We start from the raw sequence: 521 nt of genomic DNA on the forward strand, positions 1-521 counted from the left end.
CCTTCGACGCGGCCTGACCACGAGCCGGCGGGTGGATGTTCCAGGGAGCTACGATCGGCGGGACGCAGCTGCAGGCGCCGTCGGACCCGGTCGTGCGTTCATCAGTGCCGCGTGACGATGCTCGCTGGGAGCCATCCCGTAGCGTGCCTTGAAGCGGCGGGCGAAGTGGGCTTGGTTGGCGAAGCCGCAGCCATAGGCCAGGGCGCCGATGGACAGGTGCGTGCAACCCGGATCGGCTAGGCGGGCGGCGGCCGCCTCCAGGCGTTTTTGCCAGATCCAATCCGAGATGTGCTGGCCCCGCTCGTGGAACAGCTCCTGCAGCCGCCGCAGCGAGACGCCGACGGCTGCCGCAAGCATGGGCGGATCGAGGGTCGGGTCGCCGAGGTTGGACTCGATGAACGCCTTGGCGCGCTGGATCACGAGCGTCCCGTGCAGCGGCCGCGGCACCTCCTGTGCGAGGCGCTCGGCGAGGCAGGCGACGATGAGATCGATCCCGACCCCGACCATGCGCTCGGCGCTGT

At 70.1% G+C, this 521-nt stretch carries 1 protein-coding gene; it reads right to left on the reverse strand.

Annotated elements, in window-relative coordinates:
• Positions 1–48 precede the first annotated feature (48 nt).
• Positions 49–521: helix-turn-helix domain-containing protein (locus ACTXGE_RS12515; RefSeq protein ID WP_443560328.1), on the reverse strand; the 473-nt coding region annotated here is incomplete at its 5' end.

Origin of the sequence: Psychrobacter sp. T6-4 (assembly GCF_052258425.1) — a bacterium.
GTDB lineage: Bacteria > Pseudomonadota > Gammaproteobacteria > Pseudomonadales > Moraxellaceae > Psychrobacter.